Genomic DNA, 17,098 nt, shown 5'->3' on the forward strand with positions numbered 1-17,098 from the left:
GCCCATGAAGAGAGCACCCTCTCAACGCGTCCCCGGCGAAAGCCCCTTCCCCGCCCCCGCCCCCACAGCAACCGCAGCCCCAGCACCAGCGCGGAGCCGCCGAAGAGGAGGGCGGTGATCAGGAGCCAGCGGGCCCGGAAAGCTTCCGGGGGCAGGGCCGTGGCGTTGCGGTAGCGCTGTTCCGTCCTGCCGGTGATCAGGGGGAACCAGACGAGCAGCAGGAGCCCGGACAGGGCCGCCGGTACGCGCACGTACATCACCCACCCGCGGCGGCGGACCGCGCCCAGCCCTCGTACGACCGTCCGGTCCAGGGCGGCGTACAGCGGCAGCAGGACCAGGTCGTGCAGCAGCGCCGCGCCCACGACCCACAGCGCCACGCCGAACCAGTCGCCGGCGAGCAGGCGTACGCCCGCGTAGGCGGCGAGGGCGAACGAGCAGGCCAGGAGCAGAAGGTGCGGCGGGCTGCCGAGGGCGGGGCGGGCGGGCGTCATCACAGGGCTCCGAACGTCATCCGGGCCACCCACTTGGTGTTCAGCACACCGGGCGCCGCCGGCACGATGACCCGCGCCGGATATCCGTGGTCGGGGGACAGGGCCTCGCCGTTGACCTGGAGGGCGAGCAGGGACCGGGGGTCGGCCACCTGGTTGGCGCGCAGGGCGGCCCTGCGGAAGGCGCCGTGCTGCTGCAGGGACTCCACGAGCACGTCCGGCGGGTCGTCCTCGTACCCGACGAGGGCCGCCAGGTCACGCAGGCGCACCCCGCGCCACCTCTGGTCGGACGTGGACCAGCCCTCCACGCAGGCGATGGGCAACGCCGCGCTGTGCAGAGGCAATGCGGAGAGCTGGGCACGGCTGAGGCGGACCGTCCCCGTGCGTCCCGTGACGACGAGCCGCCACGCCTCCTCGCTCGTGCGGGCGGCGTCGATCCCGGCGTACGCGGCGGTCTTGTTGATCTGGAAGCCGTTCGGGCCGCTGCCGGGGTCCGCCCCGCCGTGCGGCGCGAGCAGGGCGGTGCGCCGCGGCAGGCCGTCGAAGCTCTGCCCGGCCGTGGTCGCGAACAGCAGCAGCGAGCCGCTCCCGACGAACCACAGGGCGCCGCGCCGGGAGACGGTCGGTTCGGCGGGGCGGGTCGGCACCAGGTCGCTGCCCTCCTCCCGCAGCCGCCGCAGATTGCGCAGTGCGACCGGCGTCTTCAGCAGCGCGTGCGCCACGAAGGCGGCCAGGAACACCCAGGCGCCGTAGAAGTGCAGGGGGTAGAAGGAACCCGGGAAGACGTAGTCGAGCTGGACGTTGAGCACGCCGGTCACGAACTCGAACAGCCCGGAGCCGACCAGGAGCAGCAGCGAGAGCCGCTCCAGGGCGTGCGCGAGCGAGCGGACCGGCGGCATGGCGAACAGCCGTGGGATCACCGACCACAGCTTGGCGAGCAGGACGGGGATCAGGGTGACGCCGAGGGTGACGTGGACGCCCTGGTTGAGCCGGTACAGCCAGCGCGGGTGCGTCGGCCAGGCGAAGAGGTAGAGGCCGAGGATCCCCTTGTCCGGTGTCTTGTCGTTCACCGGCGACAGGCCCGGGTTGTACGCGGCGTACGAGAGCAGCCCCGTCACGAACAGCACGGGGATGCCGACCAGCAGGACCAGGCCCAGCACGGAGGTGAACCGGGGGCCGCGCAGGGGGCTGCGCCAGAAACCGGGGGACGAGGGGAGCCGCGGATCGCGGGAACCTTCGCGTGGGTCGTCTCGCATGAGCCGACCGTAGGCCGCAGGCGCCCCGCGACAGGGTGCGTGACCGATGACGAAACGCTGACGTCGGGTCCGGGCGGCGGTCCGGGGCGGGCCGCGCGGCCTAGCGTGCGAGGGTGATCCGCACACCGGCCTCCACCGCACCGCCCACCGCATCGGCCCGTACGTCCCGCGGTCCGCGCCGGGACCTGTACGCCGCCGGGACCGCCGTGCTGCTCGTGGGAGCGGCCGTGGCGGTCGGCCGGCACCTCCAGGGGACCCGCCGCACCCTGTTCGTCGACTGGCCGCCGCTGCTGGCGTCCTGGGGACCGCACGCGGGCCCGGGCACCCCGGCGGCCCTGCTGGTGGCGATCGCCACGGTGGCGTACGGCCCCCCGCTCGCGGCCCGGCTGCCCTGGCGGGCGCTGCCGCCGGTGGTCTGGGGCACGGCGACGGCGTGGATCCTCTCGCTCGCCCTGGTCGACGGATGGCAGCACGGCGTCGCCCGCAGGCTCACCACCCGCCACGAGTACCTGCAGGTCGTCGAGCGCTTCCACGACGTCCCCGCGGCCCTGCGCGGCTTCACCGGGCACATCCTGCTCGACTCCCCCGACAACTGGCCCGCCCATGTGGCCGGTCACCCGCCCGCCGCCACACTGACCTTCGTGCTGCTCGACCGGGTGGGGCTGCGGGGCGGGGGCTGGGCGGGGCTGTGGTGTGTGACCGTGGGGGCGACGGCCTGTGTGGCCGTCCTGGTCACCGTGCGGGCCCTGGCCGGTGAGGAGCGGGCGCGCCGGGCGGCGCCCTTCCTGGTGGCGGCGCCGGCGGCGGTGTGGATGGGCACGTCGGCCGACGCGTACTTCGCGGCGGTGGCGGCGTGGGCGGTGGCCTGCCTGGCGCTCGCCCTCACCACCCGTTCCCCGGTGTGGGCCGGGGCGTCCGGGCTGCTGTTCGGCCTGACCTGCTACCTGTCGTACGGCCTCACGCTCGTCGCGCTGATCGCGGGGGCGGTGCTCGTGCTCGGCCGGGACGGCGTCCGGCAGCGCCCGGCTCTGCTGGTGCCGCTGACCGCCGGACTGGCGGTGGTGCCGGTGGCGTTCACGTTCGCGGGCTTCGACTGGTGGGAGGCCTACCGGCTGCTGGTCACCCGGTACCACCAGGGCGCGGGCGGTGTCCGCCCCTACGGCTACTGGGTGTGGGCCAACCTGGCCTGCGCGGCGCTCATCACCGGACCGGCGACGGCGGCGGGGCTGCGGCGGGCGGGCGCGGTGCTGGTGCGAGCGCGCACCGGGGCACGCACCGGACCGCGCACCGGGCCCCCCGGTGCGTCTCGCGGTGCGCTGCGGCTGGCGTGTCTCGTGGCCGCCGCCCTGGCGGCCCTGCTGGTCGCCGACCTGTCCGGCATGAGCAAGGCGGAGACGGAACGGATCTGGCTGCCGTTCGCACTGTGGCTGCTGCCCGCGTGCGCGCTGCTGCCCCGCCGGCGTGCCTGGCTGGCCGCTCAGGCGGCACTCGCCCTGACCCTGAACCACCTGCTGTGGACGGGGTGGTGAGCAGGGGCGTCAGAGGACGTCGTAGGTGAGGTGGGTCGCGGTGGAGGTCGCGGTCACGCCTCGCCGCACCAGGGTGCGCGGGGTGCCGCCGGTGAACAGGGGCGTGCCGGCGCCCAGCAGGACGGGGGCGAGGTGGAGCACCAGGGTGTCGACCAGTCCGGCGGCGAGCGCGGAACCGACCGTGGCGCCGCCGCCCATCAGGACGACGCCGAGGTCCTCGCCGCTGCGCGCGGACGCCGCCAGGGCCCGCTCGCGCGCGGCGGTGACGGCGTCGGGCAGTCCGGTGGTGACGAACGTCCAGTCGAGGTCGGTGAGCCGCACCGACTCCGGCGGTGTGCTCGTCACCACGACGAACGCGGGCTTGCCGACCTCGCGGGCGCCGTAGCCGGTCTCGTCGTTCCAGCCGTCCGGCCCGTCGACCAGGTCGAAGAGGCGCCGGCCGAGGACGACGGCGCCCGAGCGGGCGGTCGCCTCGCGCACGATGCGGCGGTCCTCCGGAGCGTCGGAGAACGCCCAGGTGTGCAGGGCCTCGCCGCCGGTGCCCAGGCCGTTGCCGGGGCCTGGGTCGGGGCCGGTGACGAAGCCGTCGAGGGATACCGAGATGTCGGCGATGATGCGTGTCATACAGGTACCGACCCCGGCCGCGGCCCGAAGTCATCGGCCGGACGGTCATGGGCTCTGTGACGGGCTCTGTCCAGGGCTCTGTCCGGGGCTCTGTCCGGGCTCGCGGACGTGCGTTCCCGCCGCCCGCCTAGGTGCCCAGCGCCTGGTGGAAGCCCGTGTTCACGGCGGTGAGGCCGCCGTCGACGACCAGCGCGGTGCCGGTGATCCAGGACGCGTCGCGGGAGGCGAGGAAGGTGACGGCCGCGGCGATGTCCTCCGGTTCGCCGACCCGGCCCAGCGGGTACAGCCGGCGCACCGCCTCCAGGTCGTCGTCGCGGCCCTCCCAGGCGGTGGTGCGCACGGTGCCCGGCACCACGAGGTTGACGCGGACGCCGCGGGGGGCGGCGTGCCCGGCGAGGGTGCGGGTGAGGGAGCCGAGTCCGGCCTTGGCGGCGCTGTAGGCGTGGTTGCCGAAGTCCTGCAGCCCGTTGACCGAGCCGATGGAGACGACGGCGCCCCGGCCGGAGGCCGCCAGGTGCGGCAGGGCGGCACGGCAGCAGCGGTAGGCGCCGGTCAGGGTGACGTCGAGGTCGCGCGCCCAGGACCCGTCCGGCTGGTCCTCGAAGCGGGGCAGGTCGGGCGAGCAGTGGGCGGCGCAGTTGACCAGCACGTCGAGCGAGCCGAAGGTGCCCGCGGCGTGCGCGACGGCCGCCTCGACCGCGTCCCGGTCGGCCACGTCGCACCCGACCCCCTCGGCCGCCGGCCCTTCGTCCCGCAGTGCCCGCGCGGTACGTGCCGCCGCCTCCGGGTCCCGGTCGGCCACCAGGACCCGGGCCCCCTCCCGCGCGAACCGGCGGGCGACGGCGGCACCGATGCCGCGTGCCCCGCCGGTGACCAGAACCCCGTACCCCTGGAAGCGCCTCGTGTCCGTCATGGGGCCGAACGTACTGCCCGGGGGTCTGGGCGGCTCAGCCGTCGTCGCGGGCCATGGCCTTGCGGACCGCGTCCTCGGTGCGGTCCATCAGCGCGGCGACGGGATGGAGCGCCACGTCGGCAGCGCCGGACTCGACGCCCGGATGCGGCCGGGTCGGGGCCATGGCCCCGGCTGCCTTGAGCGCCTTGGCCATGGAGGCGAGGGCGGTGCCGTCGGGCCCAGCCACCGCTCACGTCCCGACGATGAGCCGGTTCCCCCTGGCGGGTCAGCCCGGTGTCCGCTTCCGCCCGGCAGGTGCCGTGTGCGCGGGTGGAGGCACGGTCGTCGTTGGCCGCGCGGCCCGGGGTACCCGGCCGCCGGCGGCTCCGGCACCGGCCGGGGCGGCGCGGGCCCGGCGGCTGCGCCGGTGCGCGGAAGGGAGCGGGGCATGGGAACGACCATCGAGGACCAGACGGTGGAGCAGCTGGGCGGTCCGGGCAGTGTTCTGGCGCGGCAGCGCCGTGATCACGCGGAGATGGACCGGTTGATGGACCGGTACGGGGCGCTGGAGGGCGGCGAGGAGCGCGAACGGGTGCTGACGGAGGTCGTCCGGCTCGTGTTCAGCCACGCCTTCGCCGAGGAGACCGTGCTGTGGCCGGCCGTGCGGCGCTCGGTGCCGGACGGGGAGGAGCTGACCTCCCGGGTCGAGGAGGAACACCAGCAGATCAACGATCTCGTCGCCGACGTCGAACGCCTCGAACCGGGCGCGCCGGAGCGGGAGGACGCGGTACGCCGGGTCTTCGCCCTGGTGCGGCAGGACATCCGCGACGAGGAGGACCTCGTGCTGCCCCGGCTGCAGGAGGCGCTGGGAGGCACGCGGCTGCGCCGGCTGGGCACCGCGTGGGAGACGGTCCGCAGGAACGCCCCCACGCACCCCCACCCGGTCGTTCCACGGCGGCCGCCGGGCAACGCCCTGCTGGGCGTGCCGCTGAGTCTCTGGGACCGGGTGCGCGACGCGTCGGGCGCGGGCGTCCCCGTGGCCCTGCTCGGGAAGGTGCTGGCCGGGCTGCTGATCGGCGCGGCGGCCGTCGCCGGGCTGCGCCGGCGGCGCTGAGCCCCGGCGTGTCCGCCCGGTCGTGCCGGCAGGCCGGACCGGAGCGCGGGCCCCGGTCCGGCGGCGTCCCGGCTCAGCGGGCGTACGCCTCGCCGCGGGGCAGCGGTCCGGCGTCGGCGTGGCGGCCGGGGCGGCGCGCCGCGTGGCGTTCGCCGGGCCCCGGGCCGCCGCGCGCCGCCAGCGCGTCGGCCACGGCGCCGGTGACGAAGCCGTAGACGGCCTTGTGCAGGACGTCCACGGCGAATTCGCGGCGGGGCCAGGTCGAGGGCGGGGCGCCGACACCGGTCGCGTTCTCGAGGATCTGGTCGTTGGTGAGGCGTACGACGGTGAACTTGGCGGAGGCGAGCGGTCCGCGCAGCCCGGACTGGGCCATGACCGAGCGCAGGACACCGAGGACGGCGGCCTGGCCGAAGTGCATGGCCCAGTTGGCCGTGAGCGGCTGGGTGCCGGGGCGCTCGGGCCGGCCGGTCAGGCGCTGCAGCACCCGGGCCGGCACGTGGGAGTCCGGCCGTGCGGTGACGGCCTGCTCGATCTTCTCACCGAGGGTCATCACGACCCCTCCGGCGGTGCCGGCGATGAGCCCTTGCCACAGTGCGCGCCTGAACATGTCCGGTCGGGTACCCGGGGGCCCGGGCTCCACCCCGTTCAGTCGCCGGTCGTGCGCTGTACCAGCGCGCCGTACGCCAGTTGCAGGGCGTCCGCCCCGGCCAGGGCGGTCAGGGCGCCCATGGCGGTGCGGGTCGCGCGGGGCCACAGGAGCTGGCCGGCGGTCAGGCCGGAGGCGACCCAGACGCTCATGCAGAAGGGACAGGTCGCGAGTTCGCCCACGGTGTGCCGGCCGGGCTCGGGCTGTGCCTCCTCGTGCAGCTCTGCGGGCCCCTGGGGTCCGACGTACCGGGTGAAGGGGGCCCGCAGGGGGCTGGTCACCGAGGCCTTGCTGAGCAGCCGGCTGAGCCGGAAGGTGGCCACCGACGTGAGGGCGACGTCCCAGGGCTCAGGGCGGTCGGGCAGCGGGCGGCCGCTGCGCCGTACGGCGGTGGTCCAGGCGGTCGTGAACGTGGCGAAGCCGGCCATGGCGGCGAGATAGCCGCCGAGCGGGCGGTCGTGGCCCGCCGAGTAGCTCCGTCCGGCGCGCCGCAGCAGCGCCCGCAGGCCGTGTGCCGGGCGGTCGTCAGTCACGGGCGTTCCGCCCCTCGGTGCCGCCCGCCCGCGCGGCGCCGGTCCGCCCGGCGGGTTCCCTGCGGTGCCGCGCACGCTGTCCCCCGTTCTGGTGGCGCAGCCGGACCTCGACCGAGCCGTCGTCGGTGATGCGGGTCTCGAAGGAGGGCTGCGGTGCGGTGGCGGGGCCGCGTACGTTCCAGCCGTCGGAGAGGCGGAAGACGCTGCCGTGCCAGGGGCAGCGGACGCAGCCGTCGGCGACGGTGCCCTCGGCGAGCGGTCCGGCCAGGTGGCTGCAGCGCTCGGCGAGTGCGTGGATCTGCCCGCCGGTCTCGCGCACCACCAGCACCGGGACGTCGTCGACGGTGCGCCGTACCGGTTCACCGGCCGGGAACTCGTCGACGGTGCCGATGCGGTGCCAGCCCTCGGAGACGACGTGCGGGACCTCTTCGGCGTGGTTGGCGCCGGAGGCCTGCCGGTAGGCGAGGTGGCCGCCCAGCATGCCGCCGATCCCGACCGCCGTCAGGCCGAGGAAGCCGAGGGACCGGCCCGCCGCCTCGCGTCCCCGGGCGCGGGCGGCGAGCGAGGCGGCGTAGAGGCCGACGGCCGCCGTGTTCGACAGGGCGTGCACGAGCCCCACGCGCTGCTGCCGGCGGTGCAGTTCCGCCCAGTCCGTCCAGCCGGCCAGGGCCGCGGGCGCGGCGGCGGCCAGTCCGACCCCGATCAGCAGCCGGGACTCGCGGGAGCGGCCGGGGCGCAGGTCGAGGACGGCCGCCGACATCCAGCACCCGGTCGGCACCTGCACCAGCAGCGGGTGCACCGGGTGCCCGAGCCACCGGCCGTGCAGCAGGTCCCTGCCGCGTCCCAGCGGCAGGGACCGGACCCTCTCGCGGAGGGTGCCGATCACCGCGTCGGCCCGGGGATCGCGCTCCAGGCCGTCCAGCAGCCACAGGACCCGGTTCTGCCGCAGCGGGCGGCGGCGTGGCGTTTCGCTCATGCGCGACCGGGTTTCCACCGGTCCGGGCGCCAAACGGCCGGAATGCGGCCGAGCCGTGGTCAGCCGCCCGGCCGGATGACCGCGCGGACGCAGCCGTCGCTCTTGTCCTTGAACATCTCGTAGGCCCGGGGTGCCTCGTCCAGGGAGACGGTGTGGGTCGCCAGGTGGGACGTGCTCAGCTCCCCGGCCGCCAGCCGGCCCAGCAGCATCGGGATGTAGCGCCGGCCGTGCTGCTGGGCGCCCCGGAGGGTAAGGCCCTTGTTGATCACCGCGCCGAGGGAGAACTTGTCGACGGCGCCGGCGAAGACGCCGAGGACAAGGCTTTCACAGCACTCCCTCCCCGCCGGCGCGGCGGCCGAGCGGACCGAGTGGCTTTCCGCCCGGGGTGTCTCGGGTGGTGGGCGGTGTGTCGGGTTCGAGCACCTCGCCCACCTCCAGCAGCGACTTGGCGTCGCGCAGGGCGCGCGCGGGTCCTGACCGGCGATCCGGGCCGGCACGGAGTGTGTGACCTGCGGCTGCGGTTCCCTGAGCCGAACCACAGTTCCGTGCCGCGGTCCCCGGGGGCGGGCAGGATCCGGGTCTCGATGCTGTCGCCGTACTCGCACAGGGGCGCGGGCAGCTTCTCGTGGATCGCGGCCGGGTCGACGTTGACCGTCACCGTCAGCCAGCGTTCACCGGCCGCCGGTCGGCGGGTCGTGCGGCCGCGCGCTGTTGGGCGAGCACGGCACCGGCGGTCACTGTCGCGGCGGCCGTCCAGAGTGCCTTGGCTTTCGCCATCGCCGGTCACGTCCTCGGGGCGCCGGCCGGGCGGCGCGTGAGCAGGACGCCCAGGGCGATCATGCCGATGCCGAGGAAGAAGTGCAGCCAGTCGTCGGCCGTGTTCAGCGGGACGAAGTTGGCGGCCGTGTCGTGGCCGATGATCAGGCCGTACAGCCACAGGACGAGGTAGACGGCACCGCCCGCCAGGAGGTAGGTGCGGGCACCGGAGGCGGTGCGCGACAGGGCCAGGCCCGCGACGCCGAACGCCAGGTGCACGAGGTTGTGCAGGACGGACACCTGGAAGACGCCGAGGAGTTCGGCGCCGGAGTCGTGCGAGGCGAACTCCATGGTGTCGTAGTTCGTGGTGATCCCCGGGATGAAGCCCAGGATCCCGACGAGCAGGAACACCGCTCCCACGAGCAGGGCGGCCTGCTGGACGGGGGTGCGGGCACCGCGTGCCGGCTCAGTGCGTGTGGTCATCGTCGACGGCCTTCCGGCGCGGGGGCGCGTCACGGTGAGCGCCCGGTGCGCGGCGGGTACCCCTGTCACGCGGCGCAATCGTGCCGGTACCGGCGGGGGCCCGGCGGGCCGCGTTTCCGCGGTGGGGCCCGGGGCACCCGCCGCGCCATGGATCACAGTCGCCGCCCACCGCTCGCGGACAGCTCGCTCGCCCTGCTGGCCCAGGGGTACACCTGGCTGCCCGGCCGTCTGCGCCGCACCACGGCTCCCCTGGTGCGGACCCGGCTGATGGGACAGCACGCCGTCGCCCTGCACGGCCCGGAGGCGGTGCGGTTCTTCTACGACGAACAGCACATCGAGCGCGGCACGGCGCTGCCCGGACCGGTGCTGAGCACGCTGTTCGGGCACGGGGCCGTGCACACCCTGGACGGGCAGCTCCACCGGGTGCGCAAGGGCATGTTCCTCTCCCTGCTCACCGGCCCGGAGGCGGTCGGCGGGCTCGTGGACGGCGTCTGCGCGGAGTGGGACGAGACGGTCGCGTCGTGGCCCGGGCGCCGGGTGGTGCTGTTCGACGAGGCGAGCCGGGTGCTCACCCGCGGGGTGTGCCGGTGGGCGGGGATCCCGCTGCATGATCCCGACGCGGTGGCGCGGGACATGGTCGCCATGGTCGACGGCTTCGCCACCGCCGGACCGCGCCACTGGCGGGCCCGCCGGGCCCGCGCCCGCAGCGAGGCGTGGCTGGCGGGCCTGGTCGACGACGTACGCGCGGGGTCCGCCACCGCGCCGCAGGGGTCGGTGCTGGACGGGGTGGCCCGGCACCGCGACGCCGACGGCCGGCTCCTCGATCCGCGCACCGCCGCGGTCGAACTGCTCAACGTGGTCCGGCCGACGGTCGCGGTGTGCTGGTTCCTCACCTACGCCGGGCACGCGCTGCGCCGGCCGGACGTCCGGGAGCGCCTGCGCGGGGACGACGCCGCGTACGCCGTGGCGTTCGCCCACGAACTGCGGCGCTTCTACCCCTTCGCCCCGTTCGTCGGCGGGCGGGCCGTGACCGACCTCGACTGGCACGGCGAGCCGATCCCCGCCGGCACGATGGTCCTGCTCGACGTGTACGGGCAGAACCACGACCCCGCGCACTTCGACGATCCCTATGCCTTCCAGCCGGAGCGCTTCGCCGGGCGGCCGCCCGCACGCGACGAACTGATCCCGCAGGGCGGCGGCGACCCCGCCGCCGGGCACCGCTGCCCCGGCGAGGACATCACGGTCGCGCTCCTGGCCGCCCTCGGCCCGCGCCTGGCACGGCTGGAGTACGAGGTCCCCGAACAGGACCTGAGGATCCCACTGACCCGGATGCCGGCCCGGGTGCGCAGCGGCTTCGTCCTGGAGGACGTCCGGGTCCCGCTGCCGGCGGGACTCGCGGCCCGCTGACCGGGGCGCGCCGAGACCCACGTCCCACGGCGGCCCGCCACGGGACGACGGGCCGCCGCGCCGGTGCCCGGCACCCCCGCCTCACACACCCACCGGTCCACGAACGAACCGCCGCCCGGCCGTCACGGCCGCTCCCACCAGGACGGCGGTGACGGCCACCCGGCGCAGGGCCGTGCGGCGTTTGCCGCCCCAGCCGCCGTGCACCGCGCCCTCGCCGGGTGCCGGGACGTGCAGCGCCCCGTGGGTGGCCGGGGACTCCTCGTCGGCGAGGTGGGCCCGGTCCGTCTGGCGTGCCATGGCCCGTTCGGCCAGTGCCGGGGCCATCCGGGACTGGCGCACCAGGGCGCGGCCCGCGGGGCCGACCACGACTTCGCGGCGCGGCCGGCGGACCAGGGCCACGACCGCCCGGGCGACGCGTTCGGGCGTGTAGACGGGCGGCATGGCCACGACCCGGCGCCCGGTGTGGTTGGCCGCGTGCTGGAAGTGCGGCGTGTCGATGGTGGCGGGCAGCACCGTGCACATCCGGATGCCGTTGACCCCCTCCACCCGCAGTTGCTGCCTGAGGCTCGACCCGAGCCCGCGGACGGCGTGCTTGGACATGCCGTACGGGTGGCTGTATGGCTGGGCGACCGCCCCCACGATCGACGAGATGTTGATCAGTGTGCCGGTGCCCTGCTCCCGCATCACGGGCAGCGCCGCCCGGGTCCCGTGCACACAGCCCATGACGTTGACGTCCAGGACCTTGCGGAAGTCCTCCAGGGGCACGTCCTCGAACCGGCCGAAGGCGTTGACGGCCGCGTTGTTGACCCAGACGTCGATACGGCCGAACTCCTCCACCGCGCGCCGTGCCAGTTCGTCGACCGCCTTGGGGTCCGTCATGTCGGTCGGCACCACCAGGGTCCGGGCCCCTCGGTGCTCCTCGCACGCGCGGGCCGCCGCCCGCAGCGCCTCCTCGCGCCGCGCGGCCAGCACCACGGCGCATCCCTTGCGGGCGAAGGCCTCCGCCGTGGCCCGTCCGATCCCGCTGGACGCCCCGGTCACCACCACCACCTGATCACGCCATCGCATCCGTGCCTCCTCACGTCCGCGCGGGCCCGGTCGCCTCGTGCCCGCCTCCGCGGCTGACGGGTACCCGCGCACGGCAAGGATCAGCCGGCGGGTTCCGGTACCGGGCGCGGCCGCCGGCCCGCCCCGGTGCCGCCGGGCAACGGCCGTCCGGTGCGGGGTGATTGACGCCCGGTGCCGGCGTGGGCGACGATCCCGGCCGGGCCCGTCGGGAGCTCGCGCGGGGGCGGGGAGAGGGAGATCACAGGACGGGCGAGGGAAAGGTCACAGCCTTGCCCTCTGCTGCTCTTTCGTGCTCGTGTCCTAGCATCCGAGCATGACGGTCCTGCCTGACGACGGGCTTGAGCTGGCCGGCGAGTTCCCTGACGTGTCCCATGAGCAGTGGCAGCGCCTTGTGGCGGGTGTGCTGCGCAAATCGGGCAAGGACGTCGAGGGCGCCGAGGCCGAGGAAGCCCTCTCCACCGCGCTGGAGGACGGGGTGCGCACGCGCCCCCTCTACACCGCGCGCGATGCCTCGCCCGCACCTGGTCTCCCGGGATTCGCGCCCTTTGTGCGCGGCGGCCGCGCCGAGGGGAACACGGTCGGCGGCTGGGACGTACGGCAGCGGCACACCACGGCCGACCGGGACACCGTCCTGGCGGACCTGGAGAACGGCGTCACCTCGCTGTGGCTGGCCGTGGGCGACGGCGGCATCCCGGTGTCCTCCCTCGGCACGGTCCTCGACGGCGTCTATCTGGACCTCGCCCCGGTCGTCCTGGACGCCGGGCGCGACACCGAACCGGCCGCGCGGGCGCTGCTGCGGCTGTACGAGGAGCGCGGGGTGTCCCCGGACGCGGCGCGCGGCAACCTGGGCGCGGATCCGCTCGGGTTCCAGGCCCGGACGGGACAGCCCGGTGACGTCGCGCCGGCCGCCGAGCTCGCGCGGCTGTGCGCCGGGCGGTACCCGGGGCTGCGGGCGCTGACCGTGGACGCGCTGCCGTACCACGAGGCCGGCGGTTCGGCCGCCCAGGAGCTGGGAGCCTCGCTGGCCACGGCGGTGGCGTACCTGCGGGAGCTGACCGGGGCCGGGCTGAGCGTCGAACAGGCCTGCGGGCAGCTGGAGTTCCGCTACGCCGCGACCGCCGACCAGTTCCTGACGATCGCCAAGCTGCGGGCCGCGCGGCGCCTGTGGGCGCGGGTGGCCGAGGTCTGCGGTGCCCCGGCCGCCGGGGCGCAGCGCCAGCACGCGGTGACCTCGCCGGTGATGATGACGCGCCGCGACCCGTGGGTGAACATGCTGCGCACGACCATCGCGACACTGGCCGCGGGGACGGGCGGGGCCGACGCGGTCACCGTGCTGCCCTTCGACCACGCCCTGGGCCTGCCGGACGCCTTCGCGCGCCGGATCGCCCGCAACACCTCCACGATCCTCATCGAGGAGTCGCATCTGGCCCGGGTGATCGACCCGGCGGGCGGCTCCTGGTACGTCGAGCGGCTCACCGACGAACTCGCCCACGCGGGCTGGGAGTTCTTCCAGCGGATCGAAGGGCTCGGCGGCATGGCGGCGGCCCTGCGCTCGGGGGACGTCGAGCGGGACCTCGCCGGGACCTGGCAGGCGCGGACGGCGCGGCTGGCCAAGCGGCGCGAACCCGTCACGGGTGTCAGCGAGTTCCCGCACCTGGCGGAGAAGCCGGTCGTGCGCGAGAGCGCGCCCGAGCAGCCGTCCGGCGGGCTGCCGCGGGTGCGGCGCGACGAGGCGTACGAGGCGCTGCGCGCCCGCAGCGACGCGCATCTCGCCGCGACCGGCTCCCGGCCGCGGATCTACCTCGCCGCGCTCGGCCCGGCCGCCGCGCACACCGCGCGCCTCACCTTCGCCTCGAACCTCTTCCAGGCCGGCGGCATCGAGCCGGTCACCGAGGGCTCCTTCGAGGAGAGCGGCGCGACGGAGGCCGTGCTGTGCTCCAGCGACGCCCTGTACGCGGAGCAGGCGGCCGACCAGGCCGCGGAGCTGCGCGCGGCCGGCGCCTCGCACGTGTTCCTCGCCGGGCGGCCCGGTGCGTACCCGGGTGTCGACGCGTACGTCTTCGCGGGCTGCGACGCCGTGGCCGTGCTGTCCGCGACCCTCGACCGCATGGGAGTGTCCTGATGACCGCCCCCTTCAGCATCCCCGACTTCTCCGGGATCGAGCTGGGCACCCCGGCCCCCGACGGCGGCCCCGACGAGTGGCGTGCGGCGGTCAAGAACGCCTCCGGCGGCGACGACCTGCTGTGGGAGACCCCGGAGGGCATCGCGGTCAAGCCGCTGTACACCGGACGTGACCTGGAGGGCCTGGACTTCCTGGAGACGTACCCGGGCGCGGCGCCGTACCTGCGCGGCCCGTACCCGACGATGTACGTCAACCAGCCCTGGACGATCCGCCAGTACGCCGGTTTCTCCACGGCCGAGGAGTCCAACGCCTTCTACCGGCGCAACCTCGCGGCCGGGCAGAAGGGCCTGTCGGTCGCCTTCGACCTGCCGACGCACCGCGGCTACGACAGCGACCACCCGCGGGTGACCGGTGACGTCGGCATGGCGGGCGTGGCCATCGACTCGATCTACGACATGCGGCAGCTGTTCGACGGGATCCCGCTGGACAAGATGACGGTGTCGATGACGATGAACGGCGCGGTGCTGCCGGTGCTGGCGCTGTACATCGTCGCCGCCGAGGAGCAGGGCGTACCGCCCGAGAAGCTGGCCGGAACCATTCAGAACGACATTCTGAAGGAGTTCATGGTCCGCAACACCTACATCTACCCGCCGAAGCCGTCGATGCGGATCATCTCCGACATCTTCGCCTTCACCTCGCAGCGGATGCCGCGCTACAACTCCATTTCCATCTCCGGCTACCACATCCAGGAGGCGGGCGCGACGGCCGACCTGGAGCTGGCGTACACGCTCGCGGACGGCGTGGAGTACATCCGGGCGGGCCGTGAAGCCGGCCTGGACGTGGACGCGTTCGCGCCGCGGCTGTCGTTCTTCTGGGCGATCGGCATGAACTTCTTCATGGAGGTCGCCAAGCTGCGGGCGGCGCGCCTGCTGTGGGCGAAGCTGGTGAGGCAGTTCGACCCGCAGAACGCCAAGTCCCTGTCGCTGCGCACCCATTCGCAGACCTCGGGCTGGTCGCTGACCGCGCAGGACGTGTTCAACAACGTCACGCGCACGTGTGTCGAGGCGATGGCGGCCACGCAAGGCCACACCCAGTCGCTGCACACCAACGCCCTCGACGAGGCGCTCGCCCTGCCGACGGACTTCTCGGCGCGCATCGCCCGCAACACGCAGCTGCTGCTGCAGCAGGAGTCCGGCACCACCCGCGTGATCGACCCGTGGGGCGGCAGCGCGTACGTGGAGAAGCTGACGTACGACCTGGCCCGGCGCGCCTGGCAGCACATCCAGGAGGTCGAGCAGGCGGGCGGCATGGCCAAGGCCATCGACGCGGGCATCCCGAAGCTGCGCATCGAGGAGGCCGCGGCCCGCACCCAGGCCCGGATCGACTCGGGCCGTCAGCCGGTGATCGGCGTCAACAAGTACCGGGTGGAGACCGACGAGCAGATCGACGTGCTCAAGGTCGACAACTCCTCCGTGCGGGCCCAGCAGATCGAGAAGCTGCGGCGGCTGCGCGCCGAGCGGGACGAGACGGCCTGCCGGGACGCGCTGGACGCGCTGACCCGGGCCGCCGCCGGCGAGGGCAACCTGCTGGAGCTGGCCGTGCACGCGGCCCGGTCGAAGGCCACCGTCGGGGAGATCTCCGACGCCCTGGAGAAGGTGTACGGCAGGCACGCGAGCCAGATCCGTACGATCACCGGCGTGTACCGCAACGAAACCGGAGAGTCCCCGAGCGTGGACCGCACCCGCACCCTGGTGTCCGCCTTCGAGGAGGCCGAGGGACGCCGGCCGCGCATCCTGGTCGCGAAGATGGGCCAGGACGGCCACGACCGCGGCCAGAAGGTGATCGCCACCGCCTTCGCCGACCTGGGCTTCGACGTGGACGTCGGCCCGCTGTTCCAGACGCCCGCCGAGGTGGCCCGGCAGGCGGTCGAGGCGGACGTGCACATCGTCGGCGTCTCGTCGCTGGCGGCCGGTCACCTCACCCTCGTCCCGGCGCTGCGCGAGGCGCTGGCCGAGGAGGGCCGCGAGGACATCATGGTCGTGGTCGGCGGTGTGATCCCGCCGCAGGACGTGCCGACGCTGCTCGAGATGGGCGCGGCGGCCGTCTTCCCGCCCGGGACGGTGATCCCGGACGCGGCGTACGACCTGGTGAAGCGGCTGTCGGACGGCCTCGGGCACGACCTGTGATCGATGTCGACGCGTATGTGAAGGGCGTGCTCGACGGGAAGCGGGCGCTGGTCGCCCGCGCCATCACGCTCGTCGAGTCGACCCGGCCGCAGCACCGCGCGCTGGCCCAGGAGTTGCTGACGGCGCTGCTGCCGCACAGCGGCCGGGCGCGGCGCATCGGGATCAGCGGGGTGCCCGGGGTGGGCAAGTCGACGTTCATCGACGCGTTCGGCACGATGCTCACCGGGCTCGGGCACCGGGTCGCGGTCCTCGCCGTCGACCCGTCCTCCAGCCGTACGGGCGGCTCCATCCTCGGCGACAAGACCCGGATGGAGCGCTTGGCGGTGGACCCGGCGGCGTTCGTGCGCCCCTCCCCCACCGCGGGCACGCTCGGCGGGGTCGCCAAGGCCACCCGCGAGTCGATCGTGGTGATGGAGGCGGCCGGCTACGACGTGGTCCTGGTCGAGACGGTCGGGGTCGGCCAGTCGGAGACGGCCGTGGCGAACATGGTCGATTCCTTCCTGCTGCTCACCCTCGCCCGGACCGGCGACCAGCTCCAGGGCATCAAGAAGGGCGTGCTGGAGCTGGCCGACGTGATCGCCGTGAACAAGGCGGACGGTCCGCACGAGCGCGACGCCCGGGCGGCCGCACGCGAACTGGCGGGCGCGCTGCGGCTGATGCACGGCAAGGACGCCTTCTGGACGCCGCCGGTGCTGCACTGCAGCGCCCGCGAGTCGGCGGGTCTGGACGCGGTGTGGGAGCGCCTGGAGGAGCACCGCACCCGGCTGGACTCCACCGGCCGCCTGAGCGCCAAGCGGCGCGACCAGCAGGTCGACTGGACCTGGACCATGGTCCGCGACGAACTCCTGGGCCGCCTGCACGCCGACCCCGCGGTGCGGGCGCTGGCGCCGGTCCTGGAGCAGCAGGTACGGGAGGGCGGGCTGACCCCGACCCTGGCCGCCGAGCGGATCCTGGGCGCGCTCGGGGGTTCCGGGGCGGCGGACGGCTGAGCAGGACCCGGCGGGGTCGCGATTGCGCA

15 protein-coding genes and 2 pseudogenes are annotated in these 17,098 nt (G+C 74.8%); 6 read left to right on the forward strand and 11 right to left on the reverse strand.

All coding sequences use genetic code 11. The features are described from left to right. Positions 1–68: 68 nt before the first annotated feature. Both ABZY20_RS09060 and ABZY20_RS09065 read right to left on the reverse strand, forming a co-directional pair. Positions 69–491 (reverse strand): annotated as a pseudogene (locus ABZY20_RS09060) (hypothetical protein); the annotation flags it as partial. Further along, positions 491–1,744: a molybdopterin-dependent oxidoreductase gene (locus ABZY20_RS09065; RefSeq protein ID WP_356438774.1), complete on the reverse strand. Its 1,254-nt coding sequence runs from the start codon at positions 1,742–1,744 to the stop codon at positions 491–493. The gene ABZY20_RS09065 and the pseudogene ABZY20_RS09060, both read right to left, overlap by 1 nt. Before the next feature lie 116 nt (positions 1,745–1,860). On the opposite strand from ABZY20_RS09065, the gene ABZY20_RS09070 reads away from it, so the two are divergent. Further along, positions 1,861–3,273 carry a hypothetical protein gene (locus ABZY20_RS09070; RefSeq protein WP_356439635.1) on the forward strand — a complete coding sequence of 471 codons (1,413 nt, stop codon included), beginning with the start codon at positions 1,861–1,863 and terminating at the stop codon, positions 3,271–3,273. Positions 3,274–3,282: 9 nt separating this feature from the next. On the opposite strand, the gene ABZY20_RS09075 is transcribed toward ABZY20_RS09070, so the two are convergent. The 3 genes and pseudogenes from ABZY20_RS09075 to ABZY20_RS09085 form a co-directional block, all read right to left on the reverse strand. Continuing rightward, the gene (locus tag ABZY20_RS09075; RefSeq protein ID WP_356438777.1) at positions 3,283–3,897 is read right to left on the reverse strand and encodes a dihydrofolate reductase family protein; all 615 of its coding nucleotides are present in this window, start codon (positions 3,895–3,897) and stop codon (positions 3,283–3,285) included. Positions 3,898–4,024: 127 nt separating this feature from the next. Further along, entirely contained in the window at positions 4,025–4,810 is a 786-nt protein-coding gene (locus ABZY20_RS09080) for an SDR family oxidoreductase (RefSeq protein WP_356438780.1), read from the reverse strand. 34 nt (positions 4,811–4,844) lie between these two features. Further along, positions 4,845–5,012 (reverse strand): annotated as a pseudogene (locus tag ABZY20_RS09085) (hemerythrin domain-containing protein); the annotation flags it as partial. A gap of 225 nt (positions 5,013–5,237) precedes the next feature. Between ABZY20_RS09085 and ABZY20_RS09090 the strand changes: the two are divergent. Continuing rightward, on the forward strand, positions 5,238–5,903 hold the full coding sequence (locus ABZY20_RS09090; protein ID WP_356438782.1) for a hemerythrin domain-containing protein: 666 nt from the start codon (positions 5,238–5,240) through the stop codon (positions 5,901–5,903). Positions 5,904–5,976: 73 nt separating this feature from the next. On the opposite strand, the gene ABZY20_RS09095 is transcribed toward ABZY20_RS09090, so the two are convergent. From ABZY20_RS09095 to ABZY20_RS09115, 5 genes are all read right to left on the reverse strand, one after another. After that, positions 5,977–6,510: a hypothetical protein gene (locus ABZY20_RS09095; protein WP_356438783.1), complete on the reverse strand. Its 534-nt coding sequence runs from the start codon at positions 6,508–6,510 to the stop codon at positions 5,977–5,979. 38 nt (positions 6,511–6,548) lie between these two features. Beyond that, positions 6,549–7,082 (reverse strand): DUF1360 domain-containing protein, encoded by a 534-nt coding sequence (locus ABZY20_RS09100; RefSeq protein ID WP_356438785.1) that lies wholly within the window; start codon positions 7,080–7,082, stop codon positions 6,549–6,551. Further along, positions 7,075–8,058: a Rieske (2Fe-2S) protein gene (locus ABZY20_RS09105; protein ID WP_356438788.1), complete on the reverse strand. Its 984-nt coding sequence runs from the start codon at positions 8,056–8,058 to the stop codon at positions 7,075–7,077. The genes ABZY20_RS09100 and ABZY20_RS09105 overlap by 8 nt, the downstream gene beginning before the upstream one ends. A 59-nt stretch (positions 8,059–8,117) precedes the next feature. After that, entirely contained in the window at positions 8,118–8,327 is a 210-nt protein-coding gene (locus ABZY20_RS09110; protein WP_356438790.1) for a hypothetical protein, read from the reverse strand. Positions 8,328–8,841: 514 nt separating this feature from the next. Continuing rightward, a complete protein-coding gene (locus tag ABZY20_RS09115; RefSeq protein WP_356438793.1) occupies positions 8,842–9,297 on the reverse strand; it encodes a DUF4383 domain-containing protein in 456 nt (151 codons plus the stop codon). 147 nt (positions 9,298–9,444) lie between these two features. On the opposite strand from ABZY20_RS09115, the gene ABZY20_RS09120 reads away from it, so the two are divergent. After that, the gene (locus ABZY20_RS09120) at positions 9,445–10,704 is read left to right on the forward strand and encodes a cytochrome P450 (RefSeq protein WP_356438795.1); all 1,260 of its coding nucleotides are present in this window, start codon (positions 9,445–9,447) and stop codon (positions 10,702–10,704) included. Positions 10,705–10,785: 81 nt separating this feature from the next. Here the strand turns inward: ABZY20_RS09120 and ABZY20_RS09125 are convergent, their stop codons facing one another. Then, positions 10,786–11,772, reverse strand: coding sequence for an SDR family oxidoreductase (locus ABZY20_RS09125; RefSeq protein WP_356438798.1), 987 nt, complete (start codon positions 11,770–11,772; stop codon positions 10,786–10,788). 313 nt (positions 11,773–12,085) lie between these two features. On the opposite strand from ABZY20_RS09125, the gene ABZY20_RS09130 reads away from it, so the two are divergent. The 3 genes from ABZY20_RS09130 to meaB are packed head-to-tail and all read left to right on the forward strand — an operon-like array spanning position 12,086 to position 17,069. Beyond that, entirely contained in the window at positions 12,086–13,894 is a 1,809-nt protein-coding gene (locus ABZY20_RS09130; protein ID WP_356438801.1) for a methylmalonyl-CoA mutase family protein, read from the forward strand. After that, entirely contained in the window at positions 13,894–16,080 is a 2,187-nt protein-coding gene (gene scpA, locus ABZY20_RS09135) for a methylmalonyl-CoA mutase (RefSeq protein WP_356438803.1), read from the forward strand. Before ABZY20_RS09130 ends, scpA begins: the two co-directional genes overlap by 1 nt. Next, positions 16,077–17,069 (forward strand): methylmalonyl Co-A mutase-associated GTPase MeaB, encoded by a 993-nt coding sequence (gene meaB, locus ABZY20_RS09140; RefSeq protein WP_356438806.1) that lies wholly within the window; start codon positions 16,077–16,079, stop codon positions 17,067–17,069. Before scpA ends, meaB begins: the two co-directional genes overlap by 4 nt. The last annotated feature ends 29 nt before the right edge of the window (positions 17,070–17,098 follow it).

The organism is Streptomyces sp. NPDC006624 (assembly GCF_040611555.1).
In the GTDB taxonomy this organism is placed as follows: Bacteria; Actinomycetota; Actinomycetes; order Streptomycetales; family Streptomycetaceae; genus Streptomyces.

Bases quoted from the DNA above. Each gene is read 5' to 3' on its own strand.
- ABZY20_RS09065 (WP_356438774.1), bottom strand. From the start codon at position 1,744: ATGCGAGACGACCCACGCGAAGGTTCCCGCGATCCGCGGCTCCCCTCG.
- ABZY20_RS09075 (WP_356438777.1), bottom strand. From the start codon at position 3,897: ATGACACGCATCATCGCCGACATCTCGGTATCCCTCGACGGCTTCGTC.
- ABZY20_RS09080 (WP_356438780.1), bottom strand. From the start codon at position 4,810: ATGACGGACACGAGGCGCTTCCAGGGGTACGGGGTTCTGGTCACCGGC.
- ABZY20_RS09090 (WP_356438782.1), top strand. From the start codon at position 5,238: ATGGGAACGACCATCGAGGACCAGACGGTGGAGCAGCTGGGCGGTCCG.
- ABZY20_RS09095 (WP_356438783.1), bottom strand. From the start codon at position 6,510: ATGTTCAGGCGCGCACTGTGGCAAGGGCTCATCGCCGGCACCGCCGGA.
- ABZY20_RS09105 (WP_356438788.1), bottom strand. From the start codon at position 8,058: ATGAGCGAAACGCCACGCCGCCGCCCGCTGCGGCAGAACCGGGTCCTG.
- ABZY20_RS09115 (WP_356438793.1), bottom strand. From the start codon at position 9,297: ATGACCACACGCACTGAGCCGGCACGCGGTGCCCGCACCCCCGTCCAG.
- ABZY20_RS09120 (WP_356438795.1), top strand. From the start codon at position 9,445: ATGGATCACAGTCGCCGCCCACCGCTCGCGGACAGCTCGCTCGCCCTG.
- ABZY20_RS09125 (WP_356438798.1), bottom strand. From the start codon at position 11,772: ATGCGATGGCGTGATCAGGTGGTGGTGGTGACCGGGGCGTCCAGCGGG.
- ABZY20_RS09130 (WP_356438801.1), top strand. From the start codon at position 12,086: ATGACGGTCCTGCCTGACGACGGGCTTGAGCTGGCCGGCGAGTTCCCT.
- scpA (WP_356438803.1), top strand. From the start codon at position 13,894: ATGACCGCCCCCTTCAGCATCCCCGACTTCTCCGGGATCGAGCTGGGC.